This window comes from Micromonospora sp. DT81.3 (genome assembly GCF_049847225.1).
Lineage (GTDB): Bacteria > Actinomycetota > Actinomycetes > Actinomycetales > Microbacteriaceae > Microbacterium.
This window is the reverse complement of record NZ_JBNCNY010000002.1, coordinates 122019-147820: the sequence shown is the minus strand read 5'-3', so window position 1 is coordinate 147820 and position 25802 is coordinate 122019. Positions and strand designations below refer to the sequence as shown.

General features: G+C 69.1%; 24 protein-coding genes and 1 pseudogene. 17 read left to right on the top strand and 8 right to left on the bottom strand.

Features of this window, described 5'->3' with window-relative positions:
- Window positions 1-174: 174 nt before the first annotated feature.
- Entirely contained in the window at window positions 175-1416 is a 1242-nt protein-coding gene (locus tag ACPW96_RS04920) for an alpha/beta fold hydrolase (RefSeq protein ID WP_425882229.1), read from the bottom strand.
- A 701-nt stretch (window positions 1417-2117) separates the two neighbouring features.
- On the opposite strand from ACPW96_RS04920, the gene ACPW96_RS04915 reads away from it, so the two are divergent.
- Both ACPW96_RS04915 and ACPW96_RS04910 read left to right on the top strand, forming a co-directional pair.
- Complete coding sequence (locus ACPW96_RS04915) at window positions 2118-2591, top strand: hypothetical protein (RefSeq protein ID WP_425882228.1); 474 nt, start codon at window positions 2118-2120, stop codon at window positions 2589-2591.
- 254 nt (window positions 2592-2845) lie between these two features.
- Window positions 2846-3934: an Ig-like domain-containing protein gene (locus ACPW96_RS04910; RefSeq protein WP_425882227.1), complete on the top strand. Its 1089-nt coding sequence runs from the start codon at window positions 2846-2848 to the stop codon at window positions 3932-3934.
- Window positions 3935-4107: 173 nt separating this feature from the next.
- Here ACPW96_RS04910 and ACPW96_RS04905 read toward each other — a convergent pair whose 3' ends face one another.
- Complete coding sequence (locus tag ACPW96_RS04905) at window positions 4108-4365, bottom strand: hypothetical protein (RefSeq protein WP_425817781.1); 258 nt, start codon at window positions 4363-4365, stop codon at window positions 4108-4110.
- 230 nt (window positions 4366-4595) lie between these two features.
- On the opposite strand from ACPW96_RS04905, the gene ACPW96_RS04900 reads away from it, so the two are divergent.
- Window positions 4596-5039, top strand: a complete 444-nt coding sequence (locus ACPW96_RS04900) for a thermonuclease family protein (protein WP_425882226.1) — start codon at window positions 4596-4598, stop codon at window positions 5037-5039.
- A 1-nt stretch (window position 5040) separates the two neighbouring features.
- Here the strand turns inward: ACPW96_RS04900 and ACPW96_RS04895 are convergent, their stop codons facing one another.
- Window positions 5041-5679, bottom strand: coding sequence for a hypothetical protein (locus tag ACPW96_RS04895; protein WP_425882225.1), 639 nt, complete (start codon window positions 5677-5679; stop codon window positions 5041-5043).
- Between the two features lie 509 nt (window positions 5680-6188).
- Between ACPW96_RS04895 and ACPW96_RS04890 the strand changes: the two genes are divergently transcribed.
- Genes ACPW96_RS04890 through ACPW96_RS04850 form a run of 9 tightly spaced genes read left to right on the top strand, consistent with a single transcriptional unit; the run spans window position 6189 to window position 17012 of the window.
- On the top strand, window positions 6189-7064 hold the full coding sequence (locus tag ACPW96_RS04890; protein WP_425882224.1) for a sulfurtransferase: 876 nt from the start codon (window positions 6189-6191) through the stop codon (window positions 7062-7064).
- Window positions 7061-8200 (top strand): LLM class flavin-dependent oxidoreductase, encoded by a 1140-nt coding sequence (locus ACPW96_RS04885; RefSeq protein ID WP_425882223.1) that lies wholly within the window; start codon window positions 7061-7063, stop codon window positions 8198-8200. Before ACPW96_RS04890 ends, ACPW96_RS04885 begins: the two co-directional genes overlap by 4 nt.
- Window positions 8197-9426: an acyl-CoA dehydrogenase family protein gene (locus ACPW96_RS04880; protein WP_425882222.1), complete on the top strand. Its 1230-nt coding sequence runs from the start codon at window positions 8197-8199 to the stop codon at window positions 9424-9426. The genes ACPW96_RS04885 and ACPW96_RS04880 overlap by 4 nt, the downstream gene beginning before the upstream one ends.
- Window positions 9423-11090, top strand: coding sequence for an ABC transporter substrate-binding protein (locus tag ACPW96_RS04875; protein WP_425882221.1), 1668 nt, complete (start codon window positions 9423-9425; stop codon window positions 11088-11090). Before ACPW96_RS04880 ends, ACPW96_RS04875 begins: the two co-directional genes overlap by 4 nt.
- A 4-nt stretch (window positions 11091-11094) precedes the next feature.
- Window positions 11095-12081, top strand: a complete 987-nt coding sequence (locus ACPW96_RS04870; protein ID WP_425882220.1) for an ABC transporter permease — start codon at window positions 11095-11097, stop codon at window positions 12079-12081.
- Window positions 12078-12992: an ABC transporter permease gene (locus ACPW96_RS04865; protein WP_425817797.1), complete on the top strand. Its 915-nt coding sequence runs from the start codon at window positions 12078-12080 to the stop codon at window positions 12990-12992. Before ACPW96_RS04870 ends, ACPW96_RS04865 begins: the two co-directional genes overlap by 4 nt.
- Window positions 12989-14677 carry a dipeptide ABC transporter ATP-binding protein gene (locus ACPW96_RS04860; protein ID WP_425882219.1) on the top strand — a complete coding sequence of 563 codons (1689 nt, stop codon included), beginning with the start codon at window positions 12989-12991 and terminating at the stop codon, window positions 14675-14677. The genes ACPW96_RS04865 and ACPW96_RS04860 overlap by 4 nt, the downstream gene beginning before the upstream one ends.
- A complete protein-coding gene (locus ACPW96_RS04855; protein WP_425882218.1) occupies window positions 14674-15672 on the top strand; it encodes a ketopantoate reductase family protein in 999 nt (332 codons plus the stop codon). The genes ACPW96_RS04860 and ACPW96_RS04855 overlap by 4 nt, the downstream gene beginning before the upstream one ends.
- The gene (locus ACPW96_RS04850) at window positions 15669-17012 is read left to right on the top strand and encodes an FAD-binding oxidoreductase (protein WP_425882217.1); all 1344 of its coding nucleotides are present in this window, start codon (window positions 15669-15671) and stop codon (window positions 17010-17012) included. The genes ACPW96_RS04855 and ACPW96_RS04850 overlap by 4 nt, the downstream gene beginning before the upstream one ends.
- Before the next feature lie 100 nt (window positions 17013-17112).
- On the opposite strand, the gene ACPW96_RS04845 is transcribed toward ACPW96_RS04850, so the two are convergent.
- Window positions 17113-17469, bottom strand: coding sequence for a carboxymuconolactone decarboxylase family protein (locus ACPW96_RS04845; protein ID WP_425817805.1), 357 nt, complete (start codon window positions 17467-17469; stop codon window positions 17113-17115).
- A gap of 163 nt (window positions 17470-17632) precedes the next feature.
- Between ACPW96_RS04845 and msuE the strand changes: the two genes are divergently transcribed.
- From msuE to ACPW96_RS04830, 3 genes are all read left to right on the top strand, one after another.
- Complete coding sequence (msuE, locus tag ACPW96_RS04840) at window positions 17633-18256, top strand: FMN reductase (RefSeq protein ID WP_425817807.1); 624 nt, start codon at window positions 17633-17635, stop codon at window positions 18254-18256.
- A gap of 102 nt (window positions 18257-18358) precedes the next feature.
- Entirely contained in the window at window positions 18359-18793 is a 435-nt protein-coding gene (locus ACPW96_RS04835) for an SRPBCC family protein (protein WP_425882216.1), read from the top strand.
- Window positions 18794-18979: 186 nt separating this feature from the next.
- On the top strand, window positions 18980-19870 hold the full coding sequence (locus ACPW96_RS04830) for an alpha/beta hydrolase fold domain-containing protein (protein ID WP_425882215.1): 891 nt from the start codon (window positions 18980-18982) through the stop codon (window positions 19868-19870).
- Between the two features lie 44 nt (window positions 19871-19914).
- On the opposite strand, the gene ACPW96_RS04825 is transcribed toward ACPW96_RS04830, so the two are convergent.
- Window positions 19915-20889: an intradiol ring-cleavage dioxygenase gene (locus tag ACPW96_RS04825; RefSeq protein ID WP_425882214.1), complete on the bottom strand. Its 975-nt coding sequence runs from the start codon at window positions 20887-20889 to the stop codon at window positions 19915-19917.
- 140 nt (window positions 20890-21029) lie between these two features.
- Here ACPW96_RS04825 and ACPW96_RS04820 point away from each other — a divergent pair, with 140 nt between their 5' ends.
- The gene (locus ACPW96_RS04820; RefSeq protein ID WP_425882213.1) at window positions 21030-21743 is read left to right on the top strand and encodes an SOS response-associated peptidase; all 714 of its coding nucleotides are present in this window, start codon (window positions 21030-21032) and stop codon (window positions 21741-21743) included.
- Between the two features lie 23 nt (window positions 21744-21766).
- On the opposite strand, the gene ACPW96_RS04815 is transcribed toward ACPW96_RS04820, so the two are convergent.
- The 3 genes and pseudogenes from ACPW96_RS04815 to ACPW96_RS04805 form a co-directional block, all read right to left on the bottom strand.
- Entirely contained in the window at window positions 21767-21994 is a 228-nt protein-coding gene (locus ACPW96_RS04815; protein ID WP_425882604.1) for a hypothetical protein, read from the bottom strand.
- Window positions 21995-22022: 28 nt separating this feature from the next.
- A pseudogene (locus tag ACPW96_RS04810) lies at window positions 22023-22622 on the bottom strand (LLM class flavin-dependent oxidoreductase); the annotation flags it as partial.
- 91 nt (window positions 22623-22713) lie between these two features.
- On the bottom strand, window positions 22714-24594 hold the full coding sequence (locus tag ACPW96_RS04805) for an adenylyl cyclase (protein ID WP_425882212.1): 1881 nt from the start codon (window positions 24592-24594) through the stop codon (window positions 22714-22716).
- Window positions 24595-24742: 148 nt separating this feature from the next.
- Here ACPW96_RS04805 and ACPW96_RS04800 point away from each other — a divergent pair, with 148 nt between their 5' ends.
- A complete protein-coding gene (locus ACPW96_RS04800; protein ID WP_425882211.1) occupies window positions 24743-25780 on the top strand; it encodes an aldo/keto reductase in 1038 nt (345 codons plus the stop codon).
- Window positions 25781-25802 lie beyond the last annotated feature (22 nt).

Genomic DNA, 25802 nt, shown 5'->3' with positions numbered 1-25802 from the left:
GATCCACTCGTCGCCGTCAAGGCCGGCGCGACCGCTGGCGTGGACCACCCCGAAACGAGGTGGCTCAAGATCGCCCGCGCCAGTATGACAACAAGCGATCACTCGGCAAGTGCGGACACATCCCCAGGGTAGGTGCGTCCACTTCGCGCACTCGTCAGGGTGATTCCCCACACATCACTCCGTTGTGAAGACCAGCTCGATCTCCGCCGCGCACGACCCGTCGACGGGAGCCGAGGGATCGTCGAGGAACGCGAACATGACGTCCTTCGCACATTGCGATTTGTCAAGCACATCGTGCCCGGTGAAGGGGAACTCCACGACCTGCGCATTCGACAGGTGCGGCGTCACCGCTTCGACCCACGCGGGTGCGGTTGCCGCGTCGAACTCGCCCACCATGAGAAGCACATCGACATCGCTAACGGCGGGATCGCTGAGGTCTGGCCGGTCGGGCACGTCCCAGACAGGGCATTGCTGGAACAGGCGTCCTTGCTTGGGCTGTACGGCGAATACCTCTTCGGGGAACTCAGGGAGCACATCCCTCGACCGCGCAAGGTATGCCGATTCGGTCGTGATGTTCGCACTCTCGCCGCAGAAAATGGTCAATGCCAGACCCCAGCCACCCAGGCCGAGGAAGAAGTCGGGTGTCTGAAGCGCCAGCACCGCTTCGACCGTGGACGCCGTATCGCCATTCGCCATGTCATCGATCATCTTGGGCACCCCCGACGCATCGCCTCGCTCGCTTGCCATGATGATGGCGTACAGGAACGGAAAGGCGTCGATGTTGACGATGATCGGCCGCCCCGCGGAATCCGTCGTCTCCACCACCTCGGGCGTCGCGGCCAGCCGGTCCACCGTTGCGAAGAAGTCGGCCTCGAGGTTGGGATACGTCGTAGCGCACGACAGCTGGGCTGCGCATGCCTCGAATATCGCGCGGAACGAGCTCGCGGGGGCGGACCACCAGTCTTCGGCAATATTCACGTTCGGGGGCGACACGGAATCGAGCACAACGCTGCGGATGCCTTCGGGGTGATCGCGCAAGTACGACAACGCGAGCCGCGATCCGTAGGAGACGCCGTAGACGTTCCATTCGTCGATGCCTAGCGCAACGCGCAGGTCGGCGAAATCGGCCGCATTCTCGGCGGTGTTGTATGCCGCCGGGTCGAAGCCCTCGTCCCGTACGCGGCGTATGCACACCTCGTTAGCCGCGACCTGGGCCTGAGTCGCATCTGCCGAAAGGAATGGGATGCTGATCGCATCATTGTCGGCCTGTTCAGCTTCGGGGCACTTGAGTAGCGGATCGGCAAGGTGGGTTCCGCGCTGATCGACGAAGATCACCTCGCGCTCGGCGTTGAGTCCCGCGGCCATCTTGCCTGTGATCTCGAACGAACCCGCACCGCCCGGCCCTCCGGCGAGCATCACGAGCGGGTCGGGCTTGGGGTCGTCTGAGGTGGCGGACGCACGCGCCACGAAGATTCGGATCTGCTTTCCCTCGGGGGCGCCCCTGTTCTCGGGCACCGTGAGATAGCCGCACCGCACCTCGGGCGCAAAGTCGAGACCCTGGACACCCTCTATGTTGGGCGACGGACAGTCGACGTACTCGAAGCTCGACGCCGTTGTCGGCTGGGGGGTCGGCACGGTGTCGTCCGAATCGTCGTTGGGCGCCGTGCACGCGCCGAGCAGCAGAACAAGAAGTGGAACGGATGCCGCGAGCCCGCGGATGGGGCGGCGGATCGAGCGATCCGAGTCCGAATGCGTCGTGTGGACCGTGCTCATGGGTGCGTGCCGTCGCGCTATGGCGATGCCTGGATCAGCGCTCGAAACCCGACGCGCCGCCCGGGGCGCCGACTCACGCCTCACCCCCTTGGTGCGGACGATACTCCTCTACGGCACGCCCCGTCGATAGCGTCACATGCACGCCCATCCCATCCGCAGGACCTTCTCCATCGCCCTGATAAGCCACGCTCCATAAGCAGCCTTCCTCTGCCGCCCACACACGATCCCTCTGCAATTCGCCACCCGAGGGCATGAGTTCTTGACGCCTCGAAACAGGGCTCGGAGTACTATCCCGAACGGGAGCGTGCGCTCCCCATCAGCAATCGACCCTACGTGGAGGCACCATGCGAAAAGTGATTGCCGTCACTCTGTCCGCCCTCGGAATCATCGTGTGGTCAGCGACGCCGGCCACAGCGGCGACCGAGGACTTTGTGGCGGGATCTGGCACAGTGATCTTCGCCGGTGGCTCGCCGGGCCATGTCCGGGTGGTCGGCTACGGAACAACGACAGACGCCCACGGTCGATACAAGATCCACATCCCGGATCACCCCCTGTATCAGGATGTCGCTGGAACAATCGACTGCGTCAACGTGGTCGGCAATGAAGCGGTTGTATCGGGGCCTGTGACAAGCGCTGCATCAAGCGATGGTTACGATTACGTCATCATGGGCATTCGGGACAACGTGGTCGACGAAGGGAGCATGGATTTCGTGAATCCGCACCTGGTGCGGATGTCTGAACAGATCAACTGCGCAAACACGACTGCTTTCGCTTCCTCGCCGGTCGAACGAGGCTACTTCACTGTGCGGGATCGCTGAGAAAATCGCAGCGAAGGCCCGACCGCACTGACACAGCCGACCCCACCGAATACCGACTGTTGACACTCCCCCCCGATACATCGATCGCCGAGCTCGTCCGGCCCGGGAGATCCGCTGGCGCAGCGAGCACGACTACTGCGACCTGAGTTTCCACGAGGTGCTCCGGGAACTTGAGAGCGCGGGCGGTTGCGCCCGGTGCCGGTCGGCAGGGCGTGGGCCTTGACCAGCGCCTCACCCATCGATATGAACGAGCTATGACGCCGATGACGCACACCCGCCGCTTGTTCTCACGTGCAGCGATCGCGGTGGCGGCGGTGATCACCCTCGTCGCCTCTGCCTCGTCCGCGTATGCCGCCGAGCCACCAACGATCGTCATCCCCACGACGGGCGGCACGACGAGCGAGGATTGGTCGCTGCCGTCCGCTGCCGTCTCGTCGGGCGCCACCTCGCTGACGATCTTCGGCCTCTCCGCTGCCGGAGCCACGGCCGAATGCGCGCTCATCAACAACACGGCCACGTTGGTCAGCGCTACCTTCACCGCCGAGGAGTGGGACGCGCCCGCAGGGGCGCAGATGGTCATCCCGGCCGGCGCGCTCTCCCCCGGCGCGGAGCAGCTGATCTGCACCTCAGCGGGCGCCGAAGGGGAGTGGCGCATGCGATGGTTCCTCGGCACCAGCCCGGGTTCCACGAATATTTTCGCCCGTGAGGATCCGTACCTCGTCGTGGAAGCCAGGACCTTCGATTCCGGCCCACCGCATGTGATCTCCCCCGGGGCGACGGTTCTGCTGGAAGGACCGTGGGAGTATGCCGATCCGGAGTTCGACGGCTACGCTTCGGCGGTTCTCACCTCGAGCGACCGGCGGTTCGCTCCGATCAATCTCCCGGCGTCCACCAGTTCGGACGGGCTGGTGGTGCAGATCCCTTCTGATCTCCCCGCGGGCTTCACCGACGCCGCTGCGACTCTCGCGGGCGAATCGGGCTACAGCAGACAGGCGCCCGAAACGTGGGCCTACCGGACGGCGTGGAGCGGGCCGGTCACCTTCGAAGCGGCCGCGCCCTCGAGCACCTTCCTCGCACTCGAGCGCCGGGTCGGGACCTCACGGGAGCGGCTGACCGCATCCGCCCTCGTGAAGAGTTCCGCAGGTGTTGTGGCCGGGGGGACGATCGACTTCTTCGTCGATGAGAAGCTGGTCGGGAGCGTGGCGGTCGACGCGAAGGGGCGGGCGTCCCTTGAGTTGCCGAAGCTCGCGCGCGGCAAGCACGTGGTGGTCGCGACCTTTCGAGGCACGGGCGCGGTGAAGTCCTCATCCAGCGCGGCATCCTCCCTGCGCATCCTGATCTGAGGCAGGATCCGTCGTCCGCGGCGCCGCCCGCCGGAGGATTCATGGTCCACGGAGGACCGATTCAGTCGCGGGCTCGGCTCTCGTTACAGTGCCGGGATCGACATCGCGCCGCTGGTCTTCGGGGTTGTTGCGTTGTCCCCTGGCTGAGCCCTCGGCACAGGAGCGGCTCGCGGTCAGCGCGGCGCGTTCGGCGGCCCTTCCCGCCCGGATGCTTGACGAAGGTGAGCCATGTGCAGGCGGTACGTCGCGAGCTTCAGAGAGTTCGCCCATCCGAGGAGCTCGGCACCCAGCTCGGCGCGGTATCGGATCTCGCCGTTGAGGCGCCGGATCTGCACTCTGCCGTACACCCGTCCCTGCGGGTCGATCATGCGCCACGTTCCTGTCGGCCCTTCATGCGCCGCAAGGACGGGGTGCCACTCGCGGTCCGTCATGCGCTTAGCTTCGAACAAATATTCGATCGGCGCAAGAGCTCCGTCACGGCTCAGCGCGAGCGTCGTCGCGCTGGGGACGGTTCGGCGGTCGGGATGCAGCACGCCTTATGCTCAGCACCATGCGCGAAGTTCGGGTGGCGCTCGTGAGTGTCGCTGTCGCTGGTCTCGTGGTGGGCTGTGCACCTGAGCCAACGTCAGGCTCCGCTCCCACCCTGATTTCGACAGCCACAGTGGACTGGGTCGTCGACGGTGACACGATCGAGACCAGCGACGGCACGGTGCGCATCATCGGGATCGACGCGCCGGAGCGCGGCGTGTGCGGGTACGCGGAAGCCGCGGCGCTCGTCTCATCCCTGCTGAGCAAGGCGGATCCCGCGATCCTGGAGCTGCCCGAGGGGCAGAACGACGAGGACCGGTACGGCAGGATGCTGCGCCACGTCGACACGGCGCAGGGTGTGGATGTCGGGTTGTCGTTGCTGACGGCGGGTCTCGCCGTCGCGCGTTACGACTCGACCGATGGTTACCCCGCGCACCCCCGGGAGACGGATTACCATGCCGCGCAGGTTGCGACGGTCGCGGCCGATGGATCCGTGACGACGGTTGCCTGCAAGACGGCTGCCGATGCGGCAGAGCAGGCAAGGATCGCGGCCGAGCAGCAGATCAATCACCAGTGAGTCAGAAGGAGGAGAGGTTCTCCCTCAATCCGCCGGTGGCGAACTCCGAGCGGAGGATGCCGCGACGTCGCAGTACCGGGACGAGTTCGTCGAGCATCCGGTGGAGCGTCACCGGGTGAAGGTCGCCTGAGAAGAGGAGCCCGTCGTTGTCGGCGTCCTCGCCCAACTCCTCGACGAGGTCCGCGATCTCCTCTGCCGTGCCGACCGTGCCGCCGGTCCCATTCCCGATTCGGCCGAGGCGGGCCTTGCTGGCGAGCACGTCGCGCAAGGGGGCCTCGGCGAAGCTGTCGAAGTCGGCGCGAAGCCCCTTGATGGTGCCCTGCGAGACGTGCTCGCCGAAGACCGCGGGGTCGAGCGGCTTGTCCAGGTCGAGGGTTGTCAGATCGGTCTCCAGGTCGCTGGACCACGCTTCGGCGGCGTCACGCAGCGCGGCCTCGTCTGGGTCCAGGGAGGCACGCACGATCCGGTCCGCCTCGTCTGCACTTGCCGCGACGATGGGTGTGAAGACGAACAGCGTCTTGATGTCGTCTGCATCTCTTGCGTGCTCGCACCCCGCCGGCGCACCCGCCCGGCTCGGTGTCGCCGTGTCTATGGGCGCAGTCGATCGTCGCGCAGAGACCGCGCGCAGCTGCGAAGACATCCGGGGAGATCGGGGCCCGGAATGACACGCGGCGAAATGAACCGAGCGCCGAAGCGTCCCTTCGAGCGCAGTCCGCTCCGCCGACCACGATGCGCCGGAGTCGACAAACACCAGGTGAGGCCGAAATCCGGCAACCGCCACGCGGCGTCTCGATCTCGCCCCGGCCATCACCAGGACGCCGTGTGACACGCGGCGTCATATGCCGCGCGATCTGGGCGAGCTCGCCCGCCGTTGTCCATAGTCTGGCCAGAGCACCTCGACAGACAGGACTCGGATGCGACCCGCACCCTTCACCACGACCCTTCGGGGCGTCGGCGTGGCGCGTGGCGTGGACGTGACCGACTCGCTGAGCCTCTGTTCGCTGAATCCCGGTGCCGCGAGGCGTCGTCGAATGCGCTCGGCCGTCAGCGCCTCGCTGCGCTGACACTCGCTCCGGCAGCATCCGATTCCTTCCGCGCCCGGCACCCTCGTGCCCGGTGCTCGACATCCGCCGACTCCGAAAGACAATCGTGTCCCAGATCCTCATCACCGCAGACGAACTCGCCGACCTGCTCTCCGCCGATTCACCAGTCCGCGTTCTGGACGTGCGCTGGCGCCTGGACCGCCCCGATGGGCGGCCCGAGTTCCTCGACGACCACATCCCGGGGGCCGTCTACGTCGACCTCGATTCCGAGCTCGCCGAACACGGCGCACCGGCCGACGGACGGCATCCGCTCCCTTCCAACGCCCTGCTGCAGACGGCGGCTCGCCGCTGGGGGGTGAACGACGGCGACGTCGTCGTCGTGTACGACGACCTCAAGTCCCTGTCGGCGGCCCGCGCGTGGTGGCTGCTGACGGATGCCGGCATCGCCGACGTGCGTATCCTCGACGGGTCGCTTCGCGCGTGGACGAACGCCGGCCACGCTCTCGAGCAGGGCGATGCCGTCCCCGCCCCTGGCAGTGTGACGCTCTCGAGAGGGCACCTGCCTCAGGTGGACATCGACCAGGCGGCCGCCCTGGCCGGACGGGGGGCGCTGATCGATGTGCGGGCTGCCGAGCGCTACCGCGGGGACTTCGAGCCGATCGACCCTCGGGCCGGCCACGTGCCGGGGGCCCTCAACCGCTTCACCGCGCAGAACGTCGACGCCGACGGGCGATTCCTCGATCCGGAGACCCTGCGCCGCGAGTTCGCCGAGCTCGGAATCGAGCATGGCGAGCCGGTCGGCGTCTACTGCGGGTCGGGCGTCACTGCATCCCACGCCTTCGTGGCCCTCACCCTGGCCGGCTACAGCCCCACCCTGTACGCGGGGTCGTGGAGCCAGTGGTCGAACCACCCCGACCGCCCGGTCGCCATCGGATCCGAACCCGAAGGCGCCCTGGCGTCCATCCAGAAGGAGAAGTCATGACCGTCGAATTCATCAGCGCCGTCAACGTCCGCCCAGGAGACGAGCTCAACCCGCTTCCGGGGCGAAGCCTTGACCCGGACTACCTGCGCCACTACTCGCGCGCGCTCGAAGATGCGGGCTTCGACTACACCCTCGTTCCCTACGGCAGCTCGGGCGCCGATTCGTTCGTCGTGGCCACAGCCGTCGCGGCGGCCACGGAATCGATCAAGCCCATCGTCGCCGTGCGGCCCAACACCGTCTTCCCCACCGTCGCGGCGCAGCAGCTCGCCACACTCGACCAGTTCTCGAACGGCCGTGCCGTCGTGCACATCATCTCCGGGGGCAGCGACGCCGAACAGGCGCGCCAGGGGGACTTCCTGAACAAGGATGAGCGCTACGACCGCTCGGCGGAGTGGATCCAGATCGTCCGGCGCTCGTGGAACGAGCGAGCGCCGTTCAGCCACGAGGGAACCTACTACCGCTTCGAGGACTTCGGGCCCGGATTCCAGCCGCACGGCGAGATCCCGATCTCGGTCGGCGGATCCTCGGACGCGGCGTACCGGGTGGGCGGCGCCCTCGGTGACATCTTCGGGTTGTGGGGCGAGCCCCTCGCCGACACCCGCGACCAGATCGCCCGCGTGAACGAGAGCGCGGCCGCCGCCGGGCGCACCGACACACCTCGAATCTGGGTGACGTTCCGGCCCATCGTCGCCGCGACCGACGAGCTCGCCTGGGAGAAGGCGCACGCCCAGATCGCGACGCTCGCCGAGAACTACGCCAACGCCGGTCTCGTGCCCTTCCGCGGGCAGACCGGCACCCCACAGAACGTCGGCTCCCAGCGACTGCTCGATGCCGCGGCGCGCGGCGAGCTGCACGACCGTGCCCTGTGGACCAGGCCCGCCGCTGTGACCAACGCGCAGGGTGCCTCGACTGCGCTCGTCGGCAGCTACGAGACGGTGGCCGCCGCGATCCTCGACTACGTCGACCTCGGCGCCGAGCTGATCTCGATCCGCGGCTACGACAACCTCAACGACGCGATCGACTACGGCCGGTACATCCTGCCGCTCGTCCGCCAGGAGCTGGCCCACCGGGAGGCCACCGGCGTCCGCGGCGAGATCGTGGCGCAGCCTCCTATCACCGAGGGCGTCCGAGCGTGAGCGCGGTCGCCGCCGCGGACCTCCGGGAGGTGCGCCTGGATGCGGGCTCGCTCGCGGCCGTGACGGCGGCCCTCGCGGCGCACGCCCCGACGCACGACGCCGACGCCTCCTTTCCCTGGCCCGGGATCCTTGCCGTGCACGAAGCCGGGTTGCTGACGGCATCCGTGGTGGAGCGGGACGGCGGGCGCGGCCTCTCGGCGCACGAGACCGTCGAGGTCTTCCTCGCTCTCGGGCAGGGCGACCCCTCGGTCGCCCTGATCACGGCGATGACCGTCGCCCAGCACGCCCTGCAGGCAACGACCGGGGCGCTGCCCGTGGAGCTCTACGCGCAGATCCTTCGTGAATCGGCCGAGCGGCCGACGCTTCTCAACGCCGTCCGCGCGGAGCCGGAGCTCGGCGCTCCCGCGCGCGGGGGGCTGCCGGCCACCACGGCGCGGCGCACTTGGGACGGCTGGTCGGTGTCTGGCCACAAGGGCTTCGCCACCGGTTCGGAGGGCCTGGCCTACCACCTCGTCTGGGTCGTCACGGATGAGATCGACCAGCGCGTAGGCCACGTCCTCGTTCCGGGCGACGCGCCCGGCATCCGCATCGAGCGCACGTGGGACCACCTCGGCATGCGCGCCAGTTCGACCCACGACGTGATCTACGACGACGTGCGCGTGCCGTTCGAGAACTTCAGCGGCGCTCCGGTCGGCACGGTGCCGAACAACGGCAGCATCCCGGGTTCCATCGCCCTCGCGGTGCCGTCGCTGTACGTCGGCATCGCGCAGGCGGCGCTCGGGGCGTTCGCCCGGTTCGCCAACGAGCGCGTACCCGCGTCGCTCGGGCGGCCGATCGCAACGCTCGAGCGCATCCAGTCGGTCGCCGGCGAGGCGCAGGCGCAGCTCACCCAGGCCCGGCTGGTGCTCGACGCCGTCGCGGCGCAGACCGATGAAGGACGACCGGATCCCGCTTCGCCGGGTCTCGTCAAGCTCCTGACCTCCCGCGGCGCGATCGCCGCGGTGCAGGGGCTCGTTGCCGCGATCGGCAACCCCGGTCTGACCCGCAGCCTCCCGTTCGAGCGGCACCTGCGCGACGTGCTGTGCGCCCGCCCGCACCCCCCGCAGGACGACGCCGCCCTCGTCGCGGCCGGCCGGAGCGTCCTCGAACACAGCCCGGTCGCTTCGCTCCCTCGCTCAACGACCGATGCCAGTCGAACCCACCAAGAAAGAGGCACGACACCATGAGCACGACCCATCGATACCGAACCCCTGCGCTCGCCGCGTTGGCCGCGGCATCCGTCGTCCTGATGGCGGGCTGCGCGGGAACCGCCGGAGGCGCGGCGACAACCGCCCCCGAGGGAGACCCCGTCGCCGGCGGCGAGCTGACTGTCGAGTTCTGGCCCGACAATGCCGCGTTCTCGTGCGTCGACCCATTCCAGACCTACTGGATCGAGCACCGCCAGGTGATCCGCAACGTCGCCGACTCGCTGACCGACCAGGACCCCGAGACAGGCGAGATCGTGCCGTGGCTCGCCACCGACTGGGAGGTCAGCCCCGACGGACTGACGTACACCTTCAACCTGCGCGATGACGTGACCTTCAGCGACGGAACGGCGTTCACGGCCGATTCGGTCGTGCTCGCCCTGGAGAGCGCCAAGGCGACCCTCGCTGCCGTTCCCGGCGCCTATGGAGGGGTGTACGTCTCCGGATACGCGTCGAGCACGGCCGTGGATGAGGACACCGTCCAGGTGCAGTTCTCGACGCCGAACGCCGCGTTCCTGCAGGGCACGTCGACGACGAACCTCGCGATCCTCGCAGCGTCGTCGTATGAGGCCACCCCCGAGGAGCGGTGCCTCGGCAACGTCGTCGGCTCCGGCCCGTTCGTGCTCGATCAGTACACGCCCGCTGAGGGCATCGACCTCTCCAAGCGCACCGGGTACGAATGGGCGAGCGAGCTGAATGCCCACCAGGGCGATGCCTACCTCGACGCCGTGCACATCAACTACGTCGCAGAGGACAGCGTGCGGGTAGGCGACCTCGCCAGCGGCGCCAGCGACATCGCGTGGCCGCGCAACCCGTTCACCCCCGAGGACCGGGCGCTCCTGGAAAGCAGCGGCGCCACGATCGAGAGCCGGTCGCTGCCGGGTCCATCCTCGGCGTACTACCCGAACGTGAGCGAGGGTCATCCGCTCTCCGAGAAGGCGGTGCGCGACGCGCTGCAGATCTCGATCGACCGCGAGACCTATGCCCAGACCATCTACGGCGCCGACTACCCGGTGGTCGAGGGACCGTTCGACACCACCACGCCGTTCTTCGAGAGCCAGGCGGATGCGCTCGCCTACGATCCCGAGAAGGCCGGGGAGATCCTCGACGAAGCCGGATGGGTGCTCGAAGACGGCGCGACGTATCGCAGTCGGGACGGCCAGACGCTCACGCTCGTGGCGCCCATCACGGCCGAGACGCCCGGCGATGTGCTGCTGCAGGACCAGCTCAAGCAGGTCGGCATCGAGCTGAAGCTCGACGTCTACCAGCCGGCCGATCGTGCTGCCATCACCGCGAACGGCGAGTACGACCTGCTCGCGACCTACTACACCAGGGCCGACCCCGGTGTGCTGGCCTGGATCCTCGACGAGCGCTACGCCGGGTCCAAGGCGTTCGCCAAGAACGCCCAGACCCCGGAGACCGCGGCAGAGGTGCAGGCGCTCTTCGACGCGGGACTGCAGGAGGCCGATCCGGCGGACCGGTCCGACATCTACGCAGAGCTGCAGCAGCTGCTCATCGCGGACGGGGTCTCCTTCCCCATCTTCGAGCGTGTGCAGCTCGCCGCCACCGCGCCGGGCGTGAACGGGTTCCGTTTCACGAGCGAGTCGTTCCTGTCTTACTACGACATCTGGAAGAGCGCGGAGTAGCGCCATGACGAGGTACGTGCTGAAGAGGATCGGACAGGCCGCGCTGGTGCTGTGGGCTGCCTACACGGTGACCTTCGCGATCCTCTACCTGCTGCCGGGCGACCCGGTCGCCCTGATGCTGTCGGCCAACAACATCGAGGTCGACTCGCTCACGCCGCAGGAGAGGGAGGTGGCCGCGGCCCGACTCGGGCTGGACCGCCCCCTCTGGGCTCAGTACCTCGGCATGCTCGGGGCGGCGCTGCGCGGCGACTTCGGGGTGTCCTTCGCCAAGGGCATCCCGGTCACCGAGCTGCTCGCGCAGCGCCTCCCCGGCACCCTCACCCTCAGCGTGATCGCCATCGTCCTCGCCCTCGTCATCGGCGTCGCCATCGCGTTCCTCGCGACGTGGCTGCCCCGGGGGCGGCTGGCAGACCTGCTGCGCCGCGTGCCCGCGGTGGGCGTCAGCGTCCCGAACTTCTGGATCGGGCTCCTGCTGATCCAGGTGTTCGCCTTCACCCTCGGCTGGTTCCCGGCGATGGGCAGCGAGGGGTGGCAGAGCCTCGTGCTGCCGGCCGTCACGATGGCCATCCCCACCGCGGCGGTGCTCGCCCAGGTGCTGACCCGCAGCTTCGACGACACGCTCGGTGAGGCCTACATCGCCACCGCCCGGGCCAAGGGCCTCAGTCGTTTCGCGGTGCAGGTGCGTCACGCCTTCCGCAACGCGGCCCTGCCCACCCTGACGATCCTGGGCCTGCTGGTCGGGGCGACCGTGACCGGCTCGATCGTCGTGGAGACGGTGTTCTCACGCAACGGCGTGGGCCGGCTCGCCCAGGAGTCGGTGCTCGCCCAGGACATCCCCGTGGTGCAGGCGATCGTCGTGCTGGCGGCGGCCGCGTTCGTCGTCGTCAATCTGATCGTCGATCTGCTCTACCCCCTGCTCGATCCCCGCATCGCCCGAACCGCGAAGGCCCGAACCCCGAATGCCCGAACCCCGAATGTGAGCCGCGCATGACCGACCTGCTCGAGAAGCCCCTCGTCGCCACCGCACCGACCGAGGAGACCGGCGCAACGCCGGCGCCGCGGGCCGCGGCATCCACCCCCGGCCGCCGTCGGCGCCCGGTCCCGGCGCTGCTCCGCCGACCCGGCGTCGTGGTCGCGCTGGCGATCGTCGCCTTCGCGCTGCTGACCGCGATCGCACCCTCACTGTTCGCCACCTACGACCCCACCGCCACGGCGCCCGCCGCGAGACTGCAGCCGCCGAGCCTGGCGCACTGGTTCGGCACCGACGACCTCGGCCGCGACCTGTATTCGCGGGTCGTGCACGGCTCGACCCTGACCATCGCGGCCACGGTGCTGGCGATCGGCATCGCGCTCGTCGCCGGACTCACGCTGGGAGTGCTCGCCGGGTTCCTCGGCGGGGGCGTCGATTCGGTGACCATGCGGATCGTCGACGTCTTCCTCGCGATCCCCGGCCTGCTGCTCGCTTTGGCGATCGTGACCGCCCTCGGCTTCGGCACGATTCCGGTGGCGATCGCCGTCGGCATCGGCATCGTCCCGGGCTTCGCCAGAACGACCCGGGCGGAGGTGCTGCGAGTGAAGACGCTGCCCTACATCGAGGCGGCCCGCTCCGGCGGGGCGTCGTGGGGGCGCATCCTCTTCACCCACGTGCTGCCGAACTCGTGGGGGCCGGTCGCCGTCCTGGCCGTCCTGGACTTCGGCGCCGCGATCCTCGCCGTCGCCGCGCTGAGCTTCCTCGGCTTCGGGGCGGCGCCGCCCGCGGCCGAGTGGGGGACGCTCATCTCCAACGGGCGCAACTTCCTGATCACCGCGCCGTGGGTGTCTCTCCTGCCGGGGCTGTTCGTCGCCGTCGTGGTGCTGAGCCTGAACCATCTGGCGAAGAGCCTGGAAGAGGTGCAGCGATGAGCCCGGATGCCGGAAACGGCGCGACCCCGATCGAACCCGGTGCGCCGATCGAACCCACCGCGCTGATCGAACCCGCCGCGCTGATCGACATCCGGGGCCTCGCCGTCGACTACCGTCGCGACGGCCACCTCACGCACGCGCTCCGAGGCATCGACCTGCGGGTGGAGCGCGGCGAGCGGGTGGCGATCGTGGGGGAGTCGGGCTCGGGCAAGAGCACCGCTTCGCTGGCGCTGCTCGGGCTGCTGCCGCACACCGGCCGTGTCGTAGCCGGCTCGGCGAAGGTGGCCGGGGTCGAGCTCGCCGGCGCGCCGGAGCGGGTAACACGCCGCATCCGCGGCCGCGTCGTCGGACTCGTGCCGCAGGATCCGACCGTCTCGCTCAACCCGACGCAGCGCATCGGCCACCAGGTCGCCGAGGCCGTTCGCCTACGAGGCGTGCCGAAACCCGCGGTCGATGCGGCCGTCGTCGAGGCGCTCACTCAGGCGGGCATCGATGACCCGGTGGCACGAGCTCAGCAGTACCCCCACGAACTGTCCGGGGGTCTGCGTCAGCGGGTGCTCATCGCGGTCGCGCTCGCCGGCGACCCGGATGTCATCGTCGCCGACGAGCCGACCAGCGCCCTCGACGTCACGGTGCAGCGCCGCATCCTCGATCACCTCGATGCCCTCGTCCGCGAACGCGGCATCGCGCTCGTGATCATCACGCACGACCTGGGGGTCGCCGCCGACCGCGCCGACCGCGTGCTGGTGCTGCAGGACGGGCTCGTGGTCGAACAGGGCGCGGCCGTCGAGGTGCTCGCCAGGCCCGCTCACGCGTACACCAAGCGGCTCGTGGCCGCCGCTCCGGGGCTCGTCTCACCGTGCCCGCCGCACCCGCAGCCGGAGGCGGCGCCCGTCCTGGTGCGATGGGAAGGCGTCGGGAAGGACTTCCCGCTGCCGCGGGGATCGGCATCCACCTCCCTCCGCGCCCTGGATGACGTCTCCCTCGAGGCCCGCGCCGGTCGCACCCTGGCGATCGTGGGGGAATCGGGGTCAGGCAAGACCACCCTGCTGCGCATCGCGCTGGGGCTCGAGAAGCCGACGCGGGGCCGGGTGCTCTTCGACGGCACCGACGTCACCTCGCTGAGCTGGCGCGAGGCCCGACCGCTGCGTCGCCGGTTCCAGCTCGTGCAGCAGAATCCGTTCTCGTCCCTCGATCCGAGATTCTCGATCGGCCGCAGCATCGCCGAGCCGCTCGTGTCGTTCGGTCTGGGCACGCGCACCACGCGTCGCGCCCGGGTCGCCGAGCTGCTCGATCTCGTCGCGCTTCCGGCGGATGCGGCGACCCGCCGCCCGGCAGAGCTGTCGGGTGGCCAGCGCCAGCGCGCCGCGATCGCCCGGGCCCTCGCCATCGAGCCCGAGCTGCTGTATCTGGACGAACCGGTCTCGGCGCTGGACGTGTCGGTGCAGGACCAGGTGCTGCGACTGCTGGCCCGGCTGCAGCAGGACCTCGGCGTCGGCTTCGTGCTGGTCTCCCACGACCTCGGCGTCGTGGCGCAGGTGGCGCACGAGGTGGCCGTCATGCGGCGGGGACGCCTGCTCGAGCAGGGAACGGCGGCCAGCGTGCTCGCCGCCCCCACCCACGAATACACGGGGGCGCTGCTGGATGCCGTGCCCGGTCGAACCCTCCGAGAGGCTGTCGCATGAGTCGCTACATCATCGTCGGTGCGGGAGCCCTCGGTGCGCTCCTCGCCGCGCAATGGACGATCGCGAAGGTGCCCGTCACCCTCGTCGCCCGAGGCGCGTCCTACGAGGCGATCGCAGCTCGAGGCATCCGGGTGCGGCGTCCGGAAGGCGACGAAGTGGTTTCGGTGGACGTGGTGTCCTCGATCCGCGACGCGGCTCCGCGCCTCTCCGACACGGTCGTGCTGGCCGTCAAGTCGCAGGATGCCGAGTCGGCCATCGCCGAGATCGCCTGGATCCCCCTCGCCCACCGTGTAGGAGTGGTCGCCGATCTGCCGATCCTCACGCTGCAGAACGGCCTGGCGAGCGAGGACGCGGCGCTGCGCCGCTTCGATCGCGTGATCGGAGTCTCGGTCGGCATCCCCGCGAGTCACCTCGAACCGGGCGTCGTCGTCTCGCCCGCGAAGCCGGTCGTCGGGGTCGCCTGGATCGGCGGGTATCCCACGTCGCTGCCGGGCGAGGAGGAGCGCCACCGCGGTGCGTTCGCGCAGGCGGGCTTCGCCGCGCTGATCGAGTCGGATATCGCGGCGGCCAAGCGCCGCAAGCTCATCGCCAACCTTCGCAACGTGGTCGATGTCTTCGATGCGACGATCGAGCAGCAGGAACACGCTGAGGCGGCCCTCGCGCAGGAGGCGCGTCGGGTGTTCGCCTCGGCCGGCCTTGCCGTCGCCGCACCGCCGTGGGATGCGCCGCGCATCGATGTCGCCGAGGTGCCGGGGCATGAACCGGGGCACCTCTCCACCTGGCAGAGTTTCGCGCGAGGGGCCTCGAGTGAGGTCGACTTCCTGAGCGGCGAGATCGCGCTGATCGCCCGCCGGCACGGCATCCATGCGCCGCTCAACGCCGCCGTGGCACGGGAACTCGGTGCGCTCGCCGCCCACCGAGGGCGCCCGGGCGAAGTGAGCTTGCCGCCCGAATTCGCCTCAGGGTGGCTGCCGCGCGAACGGCTGCGAGCATGACGCCGCCGTCTCCGCCCGTCGACGTGCTGACCGACCTCGACGTGCTGCGGGCCGCCGCCACCGACCGATCCGGATGGCCGGTCACGAACCCCGCCGGGGTGCTGCGCCCTCGCGACGTCTCCGAGGTGCAGCGCCTGCTCGCATGGGCGCACGACACGGGAACTCCGGTGATCGCGCGCGGCGCCGGATCAGGCCTCGCCGCGGGCGCTGTCGGCGTGACCGGAGCCCTCGTCCTCGACCTCTCCGGCCTCGACCGCATTCTCGACCTCGACGCGGACGAACAGCTCGCCCGCGTCGAACCGGGCGTCATCACCGCAGAGCTGGATGCCGCGGCATCCGTTCACGGTCTGATGTACGCCCCCGATCCCGGCAGCGTGGGAATCTCGACCATCGGCGGCAACATCGCCACCAACGCCGGCGGCCTGCGCGGCGCCAAGTACGGCGTGACACGAGACCACGTGCTCGCGCTCGATGTAGTGCTCGCGGATGGCACCCTGATCCACGTCGGCCGGGACACCATCAAGGGCGTCACCGGATACGACCTCGTCGGCCTCTTCACGGGGTCGGAGGGCACCCTCGGCGTCATCGTCGGAGCCACCCTGCGGCTCATTCCTCGCCCGGTCCGCACCGTCACCGCGGCCGCCTACTTTCCCGACATCGCGGCCGCGGCACGCGCCGTGACGGCCATCACGCGATCGGGGGCGCGGCCCGCGGTGCTCGAGATCCTCGACGGACCGACGCTCGGCGCGATCGACGCGCTCGAGGGCACCACCCTGCGCGACCGCGGCGACGCCCTGCTCGTCATCCAGACCGACGGATTCGGTGCGGAGGAGGAACTCGGCGTCATCACCTCCGCCATCGCGCCTCTGGTCACACACGTGGAGACGGCGACGGATCCCGCGGGATCCGAAGCCCTGCTCTTCGCACGCCGCCGCGCGCTGCCCGCGCTCGAGGCCCTGGGCCGTACCCTGATCGAGGACATCGCGGTACCACGACGGCGCTTGGCGGAGGCCGTCGAGCGGATCGAGGCGATCGCCCGGGAAGAGGGCGTGCGCGTCTTCGTCTTCGGGCACGCCGGCGACGGCAACCTGCACCCCATCATCGTGACCGAGCGGGGCCCGGTCGATGCCCCGGTGCGGCCGCAGGCGCTCGCGGCGGCCGACCGGATCTTCGCCCTCGCGCTCGAACTCGGAGGCACCATCACGGCCGAGCACGGCGTCGGCCGGCTCAAACGAGCGTGGGCCGAGCGAGAGCTGGGACGGGATGTGCACGTCCTGCAGCTGAGGCTGAAGGGGATGTTCGACCCCCTGGGCATCCTCAATCCAGGGAGCAGCGTCTGACGCACCGCGCCGAATGCGGCGGGTCCGAGGTCGCCGAGCCTGTCGAGGCGTCGTCACCCCGACCCTTCGACAGGCTCAGGGACCGGGGTCTCGCGATCCCTCAGTGCTGGTGCGCGGGCACCAGGGCGTCTTCGGCGAACTTGAACGCGAGGCGGCCGTGCGCGAAGCCGCCGCCGGCGCGGATGGCGGTGGCGACCCACGCGGCCTCGGCCAGTTCGGCCTCGCTGGCCCCGGCGCGCGCGGCCTTCTGACTGTGCCCGTCGATGCAGTAGACGCACTGCGTGGTGATCCCGACGGCGAGGGCGATGAGCTCGCGGTACTTCAGCGGAATCTCGCGTCCCTCGGAGGCGAACACCGCGCCGTCGAACTCGGCCCACGCCTTGAGGATGTCGGGCGTTTCGGTCTTGTAGACGCGGGTGTATGCCCGGTCGGCTTCGCGATCGAAGAAGTCGCTCATGAGTGTGTCCCTTTCCGGCACAGGCGGTGCAGGACCGCGTCGGACTGTCACGCTATCCGCGCGGCGCTCTTGCGGCTGCCCGCGTTACGCGTCGTGACGCCCGTGTGACGCCAGGTGTCGGGGGAGAGGGGCGCCAGCTCCGGGATCGACGTAGCGTCGCCTCATGACCACGATCGCCGCCCATCGCGAGTCCTCGCTCACGCCGCCATCACTGCGCGCTCCGCTCAAGGTCGTCGGTGTGTCGGGGTCGCTGCACACACCCAGCAAGACCACCGCGCTCGTCTCGGAGATCATCGGCGCGGTGGGTCGCCGAGCGCGCATCGAATCGCAGCTGATCGAGCTCGCCCGGATCGGACCGTCGCTCGCCGGGGCGCTACGTCGCGACGACGTCACTCCCGAGGTCGACGCGGCGCTGCGCGCCATCGAGAGCGCGGATCTGCTCGTGGTCGCCAGTCCCGTCTACCGTGCGTCCTTCACCGGCCTGTTCAAGCACCTCTTCGACTTCGTCGACCAGTACGCACTGGTCGGGCGCCCCGTTCTGCTGGCCGCCACGGGCGGTGGCGAACGCCACGCGCTCATCATCGAGCACCAGCTTCGCCCGCTCTTCGGCTTCTTCCAGGCGATCACCCTGCCGTTGGGCGTCTACGCCAGCGCAGCCGACTTCGAGGGGAACGAGCTGCGCAGCGATGCGGCGCTACAGCGCATCGAGCAGGCTGTCGGCCGCGGGCTCCCCCTCATCGAGCAGGCGGCCGAACTGCAGACCTCGGCGTACGTCTCGACCTGGTAGGTCCGGCGTGGGCGCTTGACCCTCGCGCAGAGAGACACATACCCGGCACACGTCATCCGATCCGCGGCCCCACTTTCGACTCTCGGCGAGAGCATTCGGCACATGGCCGAGCCCGCATCATCGATCACCGTCCACCATCATTTCGATGCTGTGCAGAAGGTCGTGTGGGACGCATGGACGGATCCGGCGGTCGTGCGTCGCTGGTGGGGCTCCGACCCTGACGGGGTTGTGACATCCGCAGCACTCGATGTGCGACCGGGCGGCCGTTTCGCCATCTCGTTCCAAGATTCCAGCGGTGACCTGCACACCTGCACGGGCGAGTACCTTCGGATCGAGGCGATGACCGAGCTGGATTTCACCTGGTCGTGGCTCAGCGAGACCAACGCCCCATCACGAGTGAGCGTGTTCTTCACGGCGGATGACACCGGCACGCGAATGCGTTTCGTGCACGGCGAACTCCGCGGCGGGTCGGATCACGATTACGAACAAGGCTGGCAACGCACCTTCGCGAAGCTGGACCGCATCCTCGCCGGATAGCTGTCCGCGTCGCGCGCTTCCACCCGCTCGGTCAGGGGTAGGTATGGAACGGTGTCGATCGTCCCCGTCCCTAGACGTCTGACCGCTCGCCGAAGGCGAGGTCGAGCAGGGCGGGAAATCTCAGGGCGGAGGCATGAACCCATCATCGCGTGCCTCGTCTCATCATCCGTGCACGATGCTGGGGGGATGACACTCGTCGTTCCCGGCGCTTTCGTGCCGCTGGCGCTGCGGCTGCTCCGCGCCAACCGCCCGTTCGTCACCGCTGAGGGCGCCAGGAGACGGATCCGGCAACGCGAGCTCCGGCCCATCCCGTACGGACCCCCGTCGCGGTTGCGGCCGGGCATCCGTCTCGACGTCGAGCATGTCGACGGCTGGCCGGTCTATACGATCCTGCCGCGGGAGATCCAGGGCGGTGCCGTCTACGTGCACGGTGGCGCCTGGGTCAACGAGATCGCGCCCCAGCACTGGCAGCTGGCCGCTCGGATCGCCGACGAGGCGTCGATGGCGGTGACCGTGCCGATCTACCCGCTCGTCCCCTTCGGCACCGCGCGGCAGGCGCGCGAGGGGGTCCTCGCGCTGGTGCGTCGCAGTCGTGAGCGGTTCGGTGCGACGTGCCTTGCCGGCGATTCCGCGGGGGGTCAGATCGCCTTGTCCACCGCCCTCGCGCTTCGCGACGAGGGCGTGGTCTTGCCGCACACCCTCCTCATCTCTCCTGCGCTCGACCTTTCCTGGAGCAACCCCCGAATCCCGGCGGTGCAGCCGACGGACCCGTGGCTCGGTACGCCCGGCGGCAAAGTCCTGGCAGAGCACTGGCGGGGCGGGTTGGACCTCCTCGATCCAGCCGTCAGTCCACTCTTCGGCGACCTCGCCGGGCTCGGGCCGGTGACCGTCTTCACCGGGACACGCGACGTCCTCAACCCGGACGCGCACCTTCTTGCGGGAAGAGCTCATGCTGCTGGCGTGGCACTCGAGTTGCGGGAGGTCGCCGGGCAGGTGCACGTCTACCCGCTCATCCCCACGCGCGCGGGACTCGATGCGCAGCGCGAGGTGGTCCGGAGGATGCGAGAAGCGATCTAGGTTTCCCAAGGTCATCGCGCCGGATGTCACCCTCACGGCGGAGGTCAGGGGCGGCCGCCGCCGGGCCCGCCGCCTCCGGGCGCCGATCCGGCCGCCGGCACCGTGGCGGTGTCGACGCGCACGGTCAGCGCGACGGTGAAGCCGGCGGTCGTATCGCCGGTGACGGTCGCGAGTTGCAGCGCTCCGGCGTCGTCGCCGAAGACGTTGTCGCCGGCGAGGGACACCTGCGACATGTTCGCGCTTGATCCGTTGTACTCGGACAGGGCGTACACGGTGTCGCTGACGCCCTTGGGCAGGGCCACCTGAGAGGTGGCGATCACGTTGGCCGAGTCGGTGATCGCATCCAGAGTCGGGTAGACCTCGAAGTGGATGTGCGGCCACCGTCCCGCGTAACAGGCGGGGAAGATCGAGGTGAACGAGACCAGACCATTCGCGTCCGCGACCTGGACGCCGCGCAGGTACGTCTGGTCTTCGATGCCCTCCGAGTACATCGAGTACCCGCCCTGGGCGTCGCAGTGCCACGCGTAGACGGCGACGTTCTGGAATGGGACATCGCCATGAGCGGCATCGAGGATCGTGAGGTTGAGCGTCATCGGTACGCCCTCGGCGGTCGCTCCGCCGTCGAGGCTGCTGCGGATGTCGCTGCGCACGATGCCCGACTGCTCCAAGATGTCGGGCCCGTTGGACCCATCGCCGGGGTATGGTCCCGCAGTCTCGTCCGGGATCTCACCCGCCGGGACGGCCGTCGAGCCGGGCGCAGAGGACTCGGTCGGGGTGTCGGTCGCGGACGATGTGGACGTGGGGGTCGAAGTGGTGCCCGTCGCGCTGGGCGCGCACGCCGCGAGCGCGGCCGCGCCCATACCCACACCCACGAGGCTGAGGACCCCGCGTCGGCTGATGAGCGTGCGGATGTCGAACGGCGCGCCCTGGTCGACCACCTCCTCACGGGCATGATCGAGCAATCGGCCCTCGAAACGGGGGCCCTGCGGGGTCTGCTGCGGTTCGGGAATGCGGCGCATGATCTCTCCAAGCAAGTCGACGGAATCCTGACGAGAACCAGCATCCGGTCCCTGTCGATGACGCAACGTTGCGTCCGCTATGCGATTCCTATGTCGCCTGGCGGGTCACGCCGGGTGATGCGGGCTGGTACCCTCGGCGCATGTGTGGCCGGTTCGCGCTGAACGCCAAGACTGATGAGCTGATCCAGGAATTCGTCGCTGCCGGCGGGGACTTCCGCGAGTGGACGGGAAGCTATTCGATAGCGCCGACGAACACGGTGCCGATCGTGCGCGAGCGAGCGGACGAGAAGACCGGTGAGATCACGCGGACGGTGGATGCCGCGGTGTGGAACTTCCATCCGGCGTTCATGAAGGAATCCAAGCGCCCACAGTTCAACGCCCGCATCGAGACGGTCGCCACCAACGGTCTCTGGAAGGGCGCCTTCGCGTCCTCCCGAGCCCTCTTCCCGATGCTCGGCTACTACGAATGGACGGGAGAGCCGGGCAACAAGCAGGCGCACTTCCTGCGCGCTCAGTCAGGCGGACTTCTCGCGGCGGCGGGCATCTACACCGTTCGCAAGGTCGACGACGATTGGGAGGTCTCGGCGGCGATCATCACCCGTCCGGCGCGGGATGCGTCGGGCGAGATCCACGACCGGATGCCCGTCTTCCTCGAGCCGGCGGCCTGGGACCACTTCTTGACTCCGGACAAGCTGGATGCCGCCGGCAAGGAACAGCTGATCGAGCTGCTGAACGAGGAGTCCGACAAGGTCGCCGGCACCATCGCGGGTTACGAGGTGGATCGGCGAGTGAACAACACCCGCACCGCGGATCCCACCGACGCGTCCCTCATCGAACCCATCTCGACGGACTGACCCGCGCCCGATCGCGGAGGGCATCAGCCCCGAGGTCCCGCGCGGCGCCCGTCTTCGACGATTTCCCGGACGCGCGGCGCTGTCTCCTCTGCGAACGAGCGCAGGAACGCGCCATCGTCCGAGCCGACGATGAAGGTGCTGAACCCGTGCACCAGTGCCAGGTCCGCGAGGCGCTTCACCCCTTCCCGTCCGGAAATGTTCAGCAGCCGGCGCACGTCGGCGGGCGCGGCCCGCGCGATCCGCCGCGTCATCGATCCGCGCGTTCGCCTCGCGCAGATCCGCGGACTCCATGCGCCCGAGACTCGGCAGCCAGCCGTCGGCCTTGGCACCCGTGATCCCGAGCATGCGGGGCTTGTAGGCTCCCACCCAGATGGGGATTGCGTGGGCGGGAACCGGGCCGCGCTTGGCCCCGCGCACGGTGTCGTACCGGCCGCCGTGCAGAGGCGTGCGGTCACCGGGATCCCAGATGCCCCGGATCAGGTCGATCGCCTCGGACAGGGCGTCGACCGCCTGGCCCGGACTCAGGCGCCGACCGCCCATGGCCTCGATGGCATCCCAGAACGCACCGGCGCCCAGCCCCAGGTTGAAGCGTCCGTCGCTCAGCAGGTCGAGCGACGCCGCGGAACGGGCGATCACCGGCACCGGCCGCAGTGGCAGGTTGAGCACGTTCGGCGCGAGCTGGATCCTCGTCGTCACCGCGGCGACGTAGGAGAGCAGCGTCCACGTGTCGTGGAATCGGGGTTGATACGGATGGTCCTGGAACGTGACCAGGTCGTAGCCGAGCTCCTCGCTCAGCACGGCGAGGGCGACCGGTCCGTGCGGCTCGGCGTTCGTCGGAGTGATGAACGTGCCGAAGTGCAGCGGATGCCCGTAATCCATCCCTCCACTGTGACGCAGGAGACGCCCCGGCGGTGCGTGCTGCACCGCCGGGACGTCCACCTACCGGCTGCCTGCCTCTCGGGGGCGGGGCCTAGGGCGCCGGGTAGGCCGGCACGTACGCCGGAGCGCCCGTGTTCGTATTGTCGACCTGGCCACCCACGCCGTTCACCACGTGCTGGATGATGCCGGCACTGAGGTTGACCGTCATGATGTGGTGCAACTGCACGCCCGGCGCCTGAGGTGCCGTGAACCCGTTGGCCGTGACGATCGACGGGTTGTTCTGGTTGAAGACGTACACGCCGGCGCCGTCGAGGCGGTGCGTCGTGACATCCGGTCCCACGGCGTATCCGGGATAGCCGAGCGTGCCGTCGGGCTGTGTCCAGTCTGCCTGGGTCGGGGGATCGTAGGGCAGCTCATTCTGATACAGGATGACGCGGCCGCCGTCGCCGTTCCACAGCGTGTTGTACTGCTGGAAGTGCTCCACGAACAGACCCGTGGCGGTCACGTTGTCACCGTTGACGATCACGCCGTTGGTGCCGATGTTCGTCGCCCAGCGGTCGGTGTCGCCGTTCACTCCGTTCGTGAAGCCCTCGAGCCCGTGGTCGGCGCGCCACACCCAGATGTGGTCGATGAGCACGTGATCGGAATTGATCTCGACGGCCGTCGTCGCCTTGCCGACGTGCGGCCCACCGACGCGGAAGTACACGTCGTTGAGCGTGATCGGGTTCGACTCCGACAGCTGCTTGCCGCTGTCCTTCTTGCCGACCTTCAGCAGCACAGGGGAGAGGCTTGTGCCCGCGTCGATCGTGATGCCGGCGACGACGACGCCCTCGACACCCTTGATCTCCCTCGGGACCACGCCGTTCGCCGCGGTGAGCGTGGCGTGCCCGAGACCGAGCACCACCGTGTCGGCCCGCTTGACGTCGATCGTCCGGTCGATGTCGTAGAGGCCGGGCGTGAAGATCAGGTGCTGCCCGCGGGCCAGCGCGTTGTTGATGTCCTTCACGCTGTCCGACGGCGTCGCGAGAAAGAAGTCGGTGATCGGGATGCTGCGCCCCGCTGTCTCGCCATCGGCCCAGGAGACGCCGCTCGTGTTCGTCCGCGCCGCCGGCACTCGCACGTTGTAGGCGCCCGCGTCATCCACGGAGAGGTACGGCTTCTCCCGGCTGAGGGGGGTCTTCTCGATCGTCGTGTACGGGGGCGCCGGGAATGCGTCATCCGCAGGGGCGCCGACGACTCCCGAGAAGACCTGGTTCCACACGCCGTTGCTCCACCCCGCGACCTCGCTGTTGCGGGTCAGCCACTGCTGCTGCGATCCGCTGACGACGAAGGGCAGACGCGAGTCTGCGATGTACCCACCGCTGGCGTACTGCGGACCGGCGGTGCAGTAGTCCATGAGCGACAGGTTGGCACCCGAGATGTCCAGGCGGCGCATCGAGACCGCCTGCGAGACGGCCCAGAAGTTCGCGCTCGCGCGGCATTCGTCCTGCCCCGCCTTGTTCACCTGGAGCGAGAGGTTGGAGATCGTGCGCCAGAAGTTGACGAGGGCGAGACAGTTGGCCGTTCCCCCGTCGGCGAGGCAGCGGTTGTAGACCTCGATGGCCCCGTTGATGCTGACATCCTCGGGCGACGCCCCGAGCCCGGCCACCTCGGTGTAGTAGCCGACCTCGAACTGCAGCGGCATCTCCGGCGTGCCATAGTCGCCCGGGAGGAAGTAGACGGCGTGCCTGCTGGTGCCCATCTCGTTGTTGCGCTGCTGGTCGGCGAGCTCGTCCATCGTGCTCTGGATCTCGGCCAAGGGAGTGTCCGGAGAGAAGACCGTGACGTTGGGCCCGAGGTCAGGGTCGTACGCATCGACCGCCCGAGGTGGAGCGGCGTGCGCCGGGGATGCCACCAAGGCGGCAGCGACGAGTGCCGCACCCGTCACGGAAGCGGCGAGACGTCGAAACCGACGCCTGGGTGTGCTGGTCATGCGAAAACCTCTCCATCGAGGGAATCGGCGGCGGATGCCACTCACTTACAGCACTGTAACCAAACGGTGAGAGCGTTCTCAAGGTTTGAACGTGATCCGTCCCGGTCGGCCGCGCAGCGGGTAGGGTGGCGCCGACGGAAGGAATGGGATGCAGCAGCGAATCCTCGGCAGGACCGGACGGAACGTCTCCGCGATCGGTCTCGGCACATGGCAGCTCGGCGCGGACTGGGGGGACGTCAGCGAGGAGGACGCTCGCGCGATCCTCACCGCGTCGGTCGATGCGGGTGTCACCCTCTTCGACACGGCGGATGTCTATGGCGACGGTCGTTCCGAGAAGCTGATCGGTGGGTTTCTCGCGGAGCGCGCCGAGGCCGGAGTCTTCGTCGCCACGAAGATGGGCAGGCGCGAGGCCCAGCTGCCCGAGAACTACGCGGCGGAGAACTTCCGCCTGTGGACCGACCGCTCCCGGGCCAACCTCGGGGTGGACACCCTCGACCTCGTGCAGCTGCACTGCCCGCCCAGCGAGGTCATCGAGGCCGACGCGACCTACGACGCGCTCGACGCCCTCGTCGCGGACGGGTCGATCGCCGCCTATGGCGTCTCGGTCGAGACCTGCGCTCAGGCACTGTCGGCCATCGCCCGGCCAGGGGTCGCGAGCATCCAGATCATCCTGAATCCGTTCCGGCTGAAGCCGCTCGACGAGGTGCTGCCTGCCGCGGAGGCCGCGGGAGTCGGCATCCTCGCCCGCGTCCCGCTCGCGTCCGGGCTCCTCTCCGGCCGGTACACCGCCGACACGACGTTTGCGGCTGACGACCACCGCAGCTACAACCGCCACGGCGAGGCGTTCGACCGTGGCGAGACGTTCTCGGGGGTCGACTTCGAGGTCGGGATCGAGGCGGCGCGCGAACTCGCCGCGGCCGTGCCGGAGGAGGTTTCGCTGCCGGCCGCATCGCTCGCCTGGGTGGCGTCGCGCCCGGGCGTGACCACTGTCATCCCCGGAGCGCGCACGGTCGCGCAGGCGGTCTCGAACGCGGATGCGGCGGCCCTGCTCGACGCCGACGCAGAGGACCGGCCGTTCGAGGACCTGGGATTCGACGTGGGCGGCTTCGATGTGGAGGCGTTCGCCGACGTCGTACGCGATGTGTACGACCGGCGACTCCGGGCCGACATCCACCCGCTCTGGTAGGTCGGCGGGAGCGCGCGGATCG

Bases quoted from the DNA above. Each gene is read 5' to 3' on its own strand.
- ACPW96_RS04920 (WP_425882229.1), bottom strand. From the start codon at position 1,416: ATGCTCGCCGGAGGGCCGGGCGGTGCGGGTTCGTTCGAGATCACAGGC.
- ACPW96_RS04915 (WP_425882228.1), top strand. From the start codon at position 2,118: ATGCGAAAAGTGATTGCCGTCACTCTGTCCGCCCTCGGAATCATCGTG.
- ACPW96_RS04910 (WP_425882227.1), top strand. From the start codon at position 2,846: ATGACGCCGATGACGCACACCCGCCGCTTGTTCTCACGTGCAGCGATC.
- ACPW96_RS04905 (WP_425817781.1), bottom strand. From the start codon at position 4,365: ATGACGGACCGCGAGTGGCACCCCGTCCTTGCGGCGCATGAAGGGCCG.
- ACPW96_RS04895 (WP_425882225.1), bottom strand. From the start codon at position 5,679: ATGTCTTCGCAGCTGCGCGCGGTCTCTGCGCGACGATCGACTGCGCCC.
- ACPW96_RS04885 (WP_425882223.1), top strand. From the start codon at position 7,061: ATGACCGTCGAATTCATCAGCGCCGTCAACGTCCGCCCAGGAGACGAG.
- ACPW96_RS04875 (WP_425882221.1), top strand. From the start codon at position 9,423: ATGAGCACGACCCATCGATACCGAACCCCTGCGCTCGCCGCGTTGGCC.
- ACPW96_RS04870 (WP_425882220.1), top strand. From the start codon at position 11,095: ATGACGAGGTACGTGCTGAAGAGGATCGGACAGGCCGCGCTGGTGCTG.
- ACPW96_RS04865 (WP_425817797.1), top strand. From the start codon at position 12,078: ATGACCGACCTGCTCGAGAAGCCCCTCGTCGCCACCGCACCGACCGAG.
- ACPW96_RS04860 (WP_425882219.1), top strand. From the start codon at position 12,989: ATGAGCCCGGATGCCGGAAACGGCGCGACCCCGATCGAACCCGGTGCG.
- ACPW96_RS04855 (WP_425882218.1), top strand. From the start codon at position 14,674: ATGAGTCGCTACATCATCGTCGGTGCGGGAGCCCTCGGTGCGCTCCTC.
- ACPW96_RS04850 (WP_425882217.1), top strand. From the start codon at position 15,669: ATGACGCCGCCGTCTCCGCCCGTCGACGTGCTGACCGACCTCGACGTG.
- ACPW96_RS04845 (WP_425817805.1), bottom strand. From the start codon at position 17,469: ATGAGCGACTTCTTCGATCGCGAAGCCGACCGGGCATACACCCGCGTC.
- msuE (WP_425817807.1), top strand. From the start codon at position 17,633: ATGACCACGATCGCCGCCCATCGCGAGTCCTCGCTCACGCCGCCATCA.
- ACPW96_RS04835 (WP_425882216.1), top strand. From the start codon at position 18,359: ATGGCCGAGCCCGCATCATCGATCACCGTCCACCATCATTTCGATGCT.
- ACPW96_RS04830 (WP_425882215.1), top strand. From the start codon at position 18,980: ATGACACTCGTCGTTCCCGGCGCTTTCGTGCCGCTGGCGCTGCGGCTG.
- ACPW96_RS04825 (WP_425882214.1), bottom strand. From the start codon at position 20,889: ATGCGCCGCATTCCCGAACCGCAGCAGACCCCGCAGGGCCCCCGTTTC.
- ACPW96_RS04820 (WP_425882213.1), top strand. From the start codon at position 21,030: ATGTGTGGCCGGTTCGCGCTGAACGCCAAGACTGATGAGCTGATCCAG.
- ACPW96_RS04815 (WP_425882604.1), bottom strand. From the start codon at position 21,994: ATGACGCGGCGGATCGCGCGGGCCGCGCCCGCCGACGTGCGCCGGCTG.
- ACPW96_RS04805 (WP_425882212.1), bottom strand. From the start codon at position 24,594: ATGACCAGCACACCCAGGCGTCGGTTTCGACGTCTCGCCGCTTCCGTG.
- ACPW96_RS04800 (WP_425882211.1), top strand. From the start codon at position 24,743: ATGCAGCAGCGAATCCTCGGCAGGACCGGACGGAACGTCTCCGCGATC.